Origin of the sequence: Arthrobacter sp. UYEF21 (genome assembly GCF_040546085.1) — a bacterium.
Classification (GTDB): domain Bacteria; phylum Actinomycetota; class Actinomycetes; order Actinomycetales; family Micrococcaceae; genus Arthrobacter.
On sequence record NZ_JBEPNF010000001.1, the window covers coordinates 657,349 to 664,195 of the forward strand.

Below are 6,847 nucleotides of genomic sequence, written 5' to 3' on the forward strand. Positions count from 1 at the left end.
GTTCTAGGCCTTTCGGAGGAGTTTGTGCCGGGTGCCGGCCAGGAATGCTGCGGTGATGGCCGCGGAGAATCCGGCGAGGAGCCAGAGGCTGTGGTTGAACGTCCCTGCCCACACAAATGCAGGGCTCTGTTGGTTGTACTGGTTTTTGATGCCGAGCCAGGCGAAGAGGGGGCGTTCATATTGTTTGGTCAGGGAGGTTCGTTCGATGAGGTCGCGGGCTGTTTCGTAGCCAGTAAAGTTCGCCATGACGGCGTGTTCGTGGGCTTTGTCGATTTGGAGGCTCGCGAAGAGGCCGCCGGGGATCTGGTTGTCCGGGTCCATGGTGTCGCCGATTTGCGGGATGATCAGGACCACCACGAGCCAGAGGACCAGGGCCAGGATCAGCCCGGTAGCCGGGGCCCGGGTGAGGGCGGCCAGGGCCAGCGCCGCGAGGGACCACAGGGTGAGGTAGATGGTGGTGTGGGCTGCGGCGATGAGCAGCCGGATGAGGTCTGTTCCCGTCAGGGGGGCGTTGCCGGCGATGAGCAAAGTCGCGGTGATGACGGCGAACAGGGCGGTGGTGACGGCGGTCCAGATGATCAGGGCGGCCAGGATTTTCCCGGCGGCGAAGCTGTGCCTGCCAAGAGGGCGGGTGAAGAGCAGTTGCAGGGTCCCGTTGTTCTTCTCCTTGGCGATCAGTCCGTAGCCGAAAATTACGGCGAAGAGGCTCCCGACGATTTCCAGGTATTCCATGCCCGCCCGGAGCATCTGTAGCGGGAAAAGGTCAGGCGGCGGCGCGGTCACGGCACCACCGCTGGCTTTAAGAGCCGCGAGATAGGTGTTGTAGTCGGCAGTTTTGGTCCGGAAGTCCGCGGCCGCGACGAGGACGGAGAGCACGACGACGACGGCCAGGAAGAGGATGAGCAGCCGCAGGGAACGGTTGCGGGAGAGGTCCCGGAGTTCCTTCTGGCACAGCGTGATGAGGCTAGTCATGAATTTCCTTTCGCATGCTGGGCCGTCCGGTCAGGACGACCGCGCCGATCCCGGCCAAGAGGAAGGCCAGGATTACCGTGATCCCGCCGGTCATGGTGCCGGTGGCTTGGGGGTCCTGGAGCAGGATTGCGGCGACGTGTTTGAAGTGTTCCCCGAGTGACAAGGGACCGGTGAGGGCCGCGGTGAGCGCAAAGATGCCGGTCTGCGGGGCCGTAGGCGGTGTTACGGGGTTCAGCAGCGAGACGGGGTGGACCGCGGTCCCGAGCAGCGGCAACACGAAGATAATGACGCTCCAGATCACGATGGGGACCAACAGAGCAGAGGTGTAACTGGATGCGTGGATCCCGCTCACCATGCCCAGGGCCACGAAAAAGAGCAGGAAGAGCCATGCCACGCCAAAAAGTTCCGTGAGTCGGAGCAGCTGATCGGGTGCGGGGATGGTTCCGGTGACGGCGCTGATGCAGGCCGCGCTGATCAGTGCCGAGGTCCCCAGGACGGCGAGGAGTCCCAGGCTGATGCCGGCCATTTTCGCGGACAGGTAGCTGGCCGGGGTCAAGCGCCGGGTCAGGACCAGATCGACCGTCCGGGCACGCCGGTCCCGCATCGCGGACTGGACACCGATCACGATGGCCAGCAAGGCCCCGATCAGGAGGATGTAAATGACGGTGTTGCGGGCATAGTAGAGCGGCGGGACATTCCCGAACGGATTGGGCGCACCCGTGAGCCCCTGGCCGGCCGCTGCGTTGTACACCTCGGTGACGGTTGCCTTCGCGGCCGAGCCGATAAATGCCGAGGCGGCGGTCATGCCGATGAATATCATCAGGAGCAGTTGGGGCAGGCGTTCACGGCCGGCGCTGCGCAGTTCGTGGCCGACGGTGGCTACCCAGGGATTCATGAGGGGGTGCCTGATTCGATGTGGAGGTAAATATCTTCAAGCGATGCCTGGTCCGGGAAAGCCTCCAGGGTGGCCGCGACGGAGTTCTGGTAGATCAGCCGCCCTGAGCTAAGGATCCCGATGCTGGTGCAGGTCTTGGTCACTTCTGCCAGGAGGTGGGTATTCATGAACACGGTCATTCCCACGGACTGGTTGAGGCCGATGATGATCTCCCGCAATTTGGCCACACCCTGCGGGTCCAGTCCGGAGGTCGGTTCGTCCAGGAACAGAACCTTCGGTTCGTGCAGGATGGCCTGTGCGATCCCGGCGCGTTGACGCATCCCTTTGCTGAACGTGGACATCCGTTCCTGGCCGTGGCCGGTGAAGTCCACGGCAGCCAGTGCCGTCTCGATGCGGGCGGCGGGATCCGGTACCCCTGAGAGCCGGGCGAAGAACATCAGGTTCTCCGCCAGCGTGAGGTTGTCGTAGAACTGGACATTCTCCGGAAGGTAACCGATCGACCGGCGCACCCGGTCAGCACCGGCGCTGACGTCGTGGCCCGCTATCCGTGCCGTGCCGGACGAGGCAGGCAGCAGCGTGGTCAGGATATTCACGGTCGTTGTCTTGCCCGCCCCGTTGTGTCCGAGCAGGCCGAAGATCTCGCCTCTGGGAACTTCGAGGCTCAGGGCCTCAAGGGCCTGTTTCGACCCGTAGGTCTTAGCCAGCATGCTGGTTTCGATTGCCATTTCCGTCATGCTTAGCAACTTATGCCGCTGCCGATAAGAGAATCCTGAGGATGCGCCGAACCCTTCGGATTCCGACATCAGGGGTTCAGCCCAGGGCGGGCGCGAGCCAGTCCACGGCCGGGGCCAGGGACTGCCGTGGAACCTCCCAGGAGTGTCCCAGCCCGGGCACCAGGGCCGTCTTGACGTCAAAGCCGGCTTTAGCTGCTGCGTCAGCGACCCGGACCTGGTAGCCGGCGAACGTGCCGTCCTGCGCCCCGGCGGCGAGGTAGATCCTGTTGTGGGTGTAGTGCCGGGTGGCCAGGACGTTCAAGGGCGCGACCGCGTCGAAGGCGGCCGTATCGCCGCCGAACGCCTGTGCGATGGTCGCGGCCCGGTCCGGACCCAGTGCCGGTTCCGCTTCGCCGCTGACGTCGATTACTGAGGGGTATTTGTCGGAGTGCAGGGACGCCATTTGCAGGGCGCAGGTCCCGCCAAAAGAGAAACCGCCGATCGCCCACCGGGCAGGGTCAGGATCCACTCTCAGGGTGGCTTTGATCCAGGCGGGGACATCGGTGGAGAGGTACGTGCCGGCCTTGGCGATGCGCGAATCCATGCACATTGTGTTGGCCGTGGCGGAGCCGTTGACATCGGGTATGACTACGACGGGTGCGAGTCCGTTGTGTGCTGCGGCGAAAGCATCCATGGCGGTTTTGACGCCGCCGGCGGTAACCCAGTCTACCGGTGAGCCGGGCTGGCCGGCGATCAGGACCAGCACCGGCAGTGCCGGTCCTGTGTCTGCCTGGTACGCCGGTGGGAGGTAGACGTAGGCGCTGAGGGCGGCGAAGCCGGACGCCGTACCCGGAATTTGCGCCGAGTTGATCGTCCCGGCCGCAGGGAGACCCGCCGGCTTCACCCATGTGGCCGCCAACGGGCCCGTTTTCGGGCCGGGTCCTGACGGGTCCGCGGTCCGGGGCACCAGCCGGGAGCCTGACGGAAGCGACTGGATCGCTGCGGTATTGGCTCCGGTCAGATCACCGAGGGTCCGGTAGGTGCCGAAGTAGGCATTTACTTCCAACGCGGCGCCCAGAATCAGTACCGCCATGGCCACAAGTGCAGTAATTTTGCGCCGCCAGCCGGTTCCCGCCATGTTCAGACCCGCCAACAGGAGAGCCAGGAACGCGACACCGATCCACCCGGTAACGGGCCAGGGCAGTGCCTGGGCTGATACTGCGGCCACATGAACCAAGTACCAGCTTGTCCCCTGAGCCAGCAGGGCCGCGGCGGAGATCGCCGAGGCTATCTTCATCCACCAACTCCGCCCGCGGCGGAGCAGGAGGAGCAGTGCCGCCGCCGCTGCCGCGGACCCGACACTGACCGGAACGATCCCGGTGAGCAGATCCAACCCGGAAAGAGTGTTCATACCGTAGTCCTTCGAACTGCCGGTGCTCCCGGACGCCGGGAGTTAATACCGGACGCTGGTGTTGCTGCCCAGGCGCCGGAAGACCCGCGAAGCGGGGTGCTTCGCGGGTCCCGGTACGCCGGCGGCGCTGTGCTGTGCTGTCTGCCGGGCCTTTCCTCAAGGCCGCCTGCGCGGGTCGGTGCTACGGGGAACCGGGGGCGTCCCCGGGATCGGTGTGGTCACCGGTCTGCTCAATGTTCGGACCGGTATCACCGGGCGCCTCCGGTGCGTCTGCCGCTTCGGTGCCCTCGACGGCACCCGGAGCATCGGCTGTGTCGCCCGGGGTGGGCGTGTCGACGGCACCTGGTGTGTCAGCCGTGTCGCCCGGGGTGGGCGTGTCCGCCGTGACGGATTGGGTGGTGGTCGGCGCCGGTGTTGCAGCGTTTGCGGCCCCAAGGCCCAGCCCGGCCATGCCGAGGACTCCTGCACTGACGATGACGATTTTGGTCTTGGTTTTCAGGTCTTTAACGTTCATGTCCGGCTCCTTTCGTGGCGGGCTCTTGGGTCCGCCGGTGCCTCCCGGTGCGGGTGGCGATGGTTCAAGTGTGGCCCGTGGCGCCTGAGAGGAGACTTAGCGTGCTTGAGGTCCGGCTGAGACAGGACCCGGGGGAGGGGTTTGTTTTCTGCCCTGTGCCGGGCCCATCCTTGGAACATGGATGCTGCTCAGGGTTTGGCGCGCCAGCGCAGTGCGCGTTGGGGTGTGCGCAAGCGCGCGACCGCGACCGCGGTGCTGGTCGTGGCGGCAGCACTGGCCGTGGGCGGGATCGTCCTGCTCGCCTTGCTCCAGAGCTCCCTCGTGGCGTCAACGGAAACGACGGCGCGGCAGCAAAGCTTCGACGTCATCGCACAGATCTCCGGACAGGACGTCGCCGAGGCCGGCCAATACATTGCCTTGACCGCCCATACGGGTCAATACGTGCAAATTCTCGCACCGGGAGGTTCAGTATTTGCCTCATCGATACCTGCAGCTGCGGCGGCCCCATTGACTTCCCTTCGCCCCGGGGCCGGACAGACCCTGACCCAGGACGTGACCGGACTGGACAGCCTCCATGACAGCGACGATTTCCTGATCGTGGCGACCGGCGTCGATGTCGGGGGCCGGCTCTACACGGTGGTCGTTGCCGCGACCGTCCAGGTCCAGGCTGACACCGTTTCCACGGTGGCTTGGTTCATCCTCGGGGCCACGCCGATGCTGCTGGTGGTCGTCGGTATTTCCGTCTGGGTCCTGGTCGGGCGGTCACTGCGGCAAGTGGAACTGATCCGTGGTCAGGTCGCAGGGATCAGCGCACGGAGCCTGGACGGGCGCGTGGACGTGCCGCCCACCGCCGATGAGATCCAGTCCTTGGCCGAGACGATGAACATGATGCTGGGCAGGCTGCAGGCCTCAGACCAGGAACAACGCCGCTTCGTCTCGGACGCCAGCCACGAACTGCGAAGCCCGCTTGCGACACTCAGCGCCGGAGTGGAGATCGCCGCCGCTGACGCTTCCGGCGCGACCTGGGAACAGATGAAAACCGTTTTAGCGGGGGAAACAGCCCGGATGCGTTACCTGGTCGAGGATTTGCTGACCCTGGCCAAAACCAACGACGGCGGTCTCCGGCTCGAGAGCACGGACGTGGATCTGGATGATGTCCTGAACGAGGAGATCCGCCGGCTGCGTTCCACCAGCACCCGCGTTATCGAGGTCAGCCTCGAGCCCGTCAGGGTATCCGGGGACCCGCGGCGTCTGGGCCAGGTCGTGCGCAACGTCCTGGACAACGCCGACCGGCACGCCACATCCCGGATCAGCATTCGGCTGCGCAACACCAATGACGGGGCGCTCATTAGCATCGACAACGATGGATTGCCGGTGCCGGCGGCTGAACGGGATCGGATTTTCGAACGTTTTGTCCGGCTGGATCAAAGCCGGTCCCGTGAAAGCGGCGGGAGCGGTCTGGGCCTGGCGATCGCGGCCGGAATTATGGCAGCTCACCACGGCTGGATCCGCACCGGTGAAACCCCCGGCGGGGGTTGCCGATTCGAGCTGGGCTTTACTCCGGCTCCCGCCACCGCCCGCCAACCAGAGGGGCCGGACCTGGCAGTGGACCCGCGGCTCGCCGAAGCGCCATGAAGGCGCTGTGACCGGCTTCGCAAGGTTTCGAAAGCCCGGGCATGGGCCAGTTGCGGCTTCTTCGGGTTATGTGGGAGCGGCCTTGGAGCGCGAGACGTCACAGCGGTTCCTCAGTTCCAGTGCGGAAGTGTTCTCCGTATGTACCTTCGCAGCGCAACCAGCACCGCATTGGCGATCATCGTCGCGCTGACTCTTGGCATGGGTTCGGCTTCCGCCGCGGAACACGGTAAAACGACGGGAACTGCCGCCAGCGCCGCCCGGGCCGCGGGTCCGGACGCGGCGGACCGAGGTCAGGGCGGCCCGGATATGGTTATCCTCACCGGGTACCCCCAAGAAGTCCACACTGACGAGCGGATGATCGAAGAGGAACTTGAATTCGGGGAAGCCGCCCCGCACACGTTATGGCGGTTCCACACCGGCAGCGCTTAGCCTTGATCCACCGATCCGGGGTTGGTCTTGATGGATTTCGGTGTCGGCCGCGGATTCTGGTTTCGGGCGTGGCAGATCACCGGCCTCGCTGCCGGTGGTGTTCCACTGGATGTTCCTGGTCGGGCCGTTTCCGGCGGGCGGGCGGGGTTCTATGCCGTTTTCGGTGGGGCGTGGACGGTGGTAAAGAGCTCTTCCCAGGCTGTTTGCCAGGGCCAGGCTTCGGGCAGGTGAAGGCGGATGCGTCGGGCGCTGGTGGCGATGCGGGCCGGGACGTGGAT

General features: G+C 65.3%; 7 protein-coding genes. 2 read left to right on the forward strand and 5 right to left on the reverse strand.

Going from position 1 to position 6,847, the window contains the following annotated elements; all coding sequences use genetic code 11:
* Positions 1–3: 3 nt before the first annotated feature.
* From ABIB27_RS03170 to ABIB27_RS03190, 5 genes are all read right to left on the reverse strand, one after another.
* On the reverse strand, positions 4–972 hold the full coding sequence (locus tag ABIB27_RS03170) for an ABC transporter permease (protein ID WP_354253486.1): 969 nt from the start codon (positions 970–972) through the stop codon (positions 4–6).
* Positions 965–1,867, reverse strand: coding sequence for an ABC transporter permease (locus ABIB27_RS03175; RefSeq protein WP_354253487.1), 903 nt, complete (start codon positions 1,865–1,867; stop codon positions 965–967). The genes ABIB27_RS03170 and ABIB27_RS03175 overlap by 8 nt, the downstream gene beginning before the upstream one ends.
* A complete protein-coding gene (locus tag ABIB27_RS03180; RefSeq protein WP_354253488.1) occupies positions 1,864–2,592 on the reverse strand; it encodes an ABC transporter ATP-binding protein in 729 nt (242 codons plus the stop codon). Before ABIB27_RS03180 ends, ABIB27_RS03175 begins: the two co-directional genes overlap by 4 nt.
* An 85-nt stretch (positions 2,593–2,677) precedes the next feature.
* Positions 2,678–3,991 (reverse strand): alpha/beta hydrolase, encoded by a 1,314-nt coding sequence (locus ABIB27_RS03185; protein WP_354253489.1) that lies wholly within the window; start codon positions 3,989–3,991, stop codon positions 2,678–2,680.
* Positions 3,992–4,172: 181 nt separating this feature from the next.
* Positions 4,173–4,505 carry a hypothetical protein gene (locus tag ABIB27_RS03190; protein ID WP_354217954.1) on the reverse strand — a complete coding sequence of 111 codons (333 nt, stop codon included), beginning with the start codon at positions 4,503–4,505 and terminating at the stop codon, positions 4,173–4,175.
* 177 nt (positions 4,506–4,682) lie between these two features.
* Between ABIB27_RS03190 and ABIB27_RS03195 the strand changes: the two genes are divergently transcribed.
* Both ABIB27_RS03195 and ABIB27_RS03200 read left to right on the forward strand, forming a co-directional pair.
* On the forward strand, positions 4,683–6,140 hold the full coding sequence (locus ABIB27_RS03195) for a sensor histidine kinase (protein ID WP_354253490.1): 1,458 nt from the start codon (positions 4,683–4,685) through the stop codon (positions 6,138–6,140).
* Between the two features lie 138 nt (positions 6,141–6,278).
* Positions 6,279–6,569 (forward strand): hypothetical protein, encoded by a 291-nt coding sequence (locus tag ABIB27_RS03200; RefSeq protein ID WP_354217956.1) that lies wholly within the window; start codon positions 6,279–6,281, stop codon positions 6,567–6,569.
* Positions 6,570–6,847 lie beyond the last annotated feature (278 nt).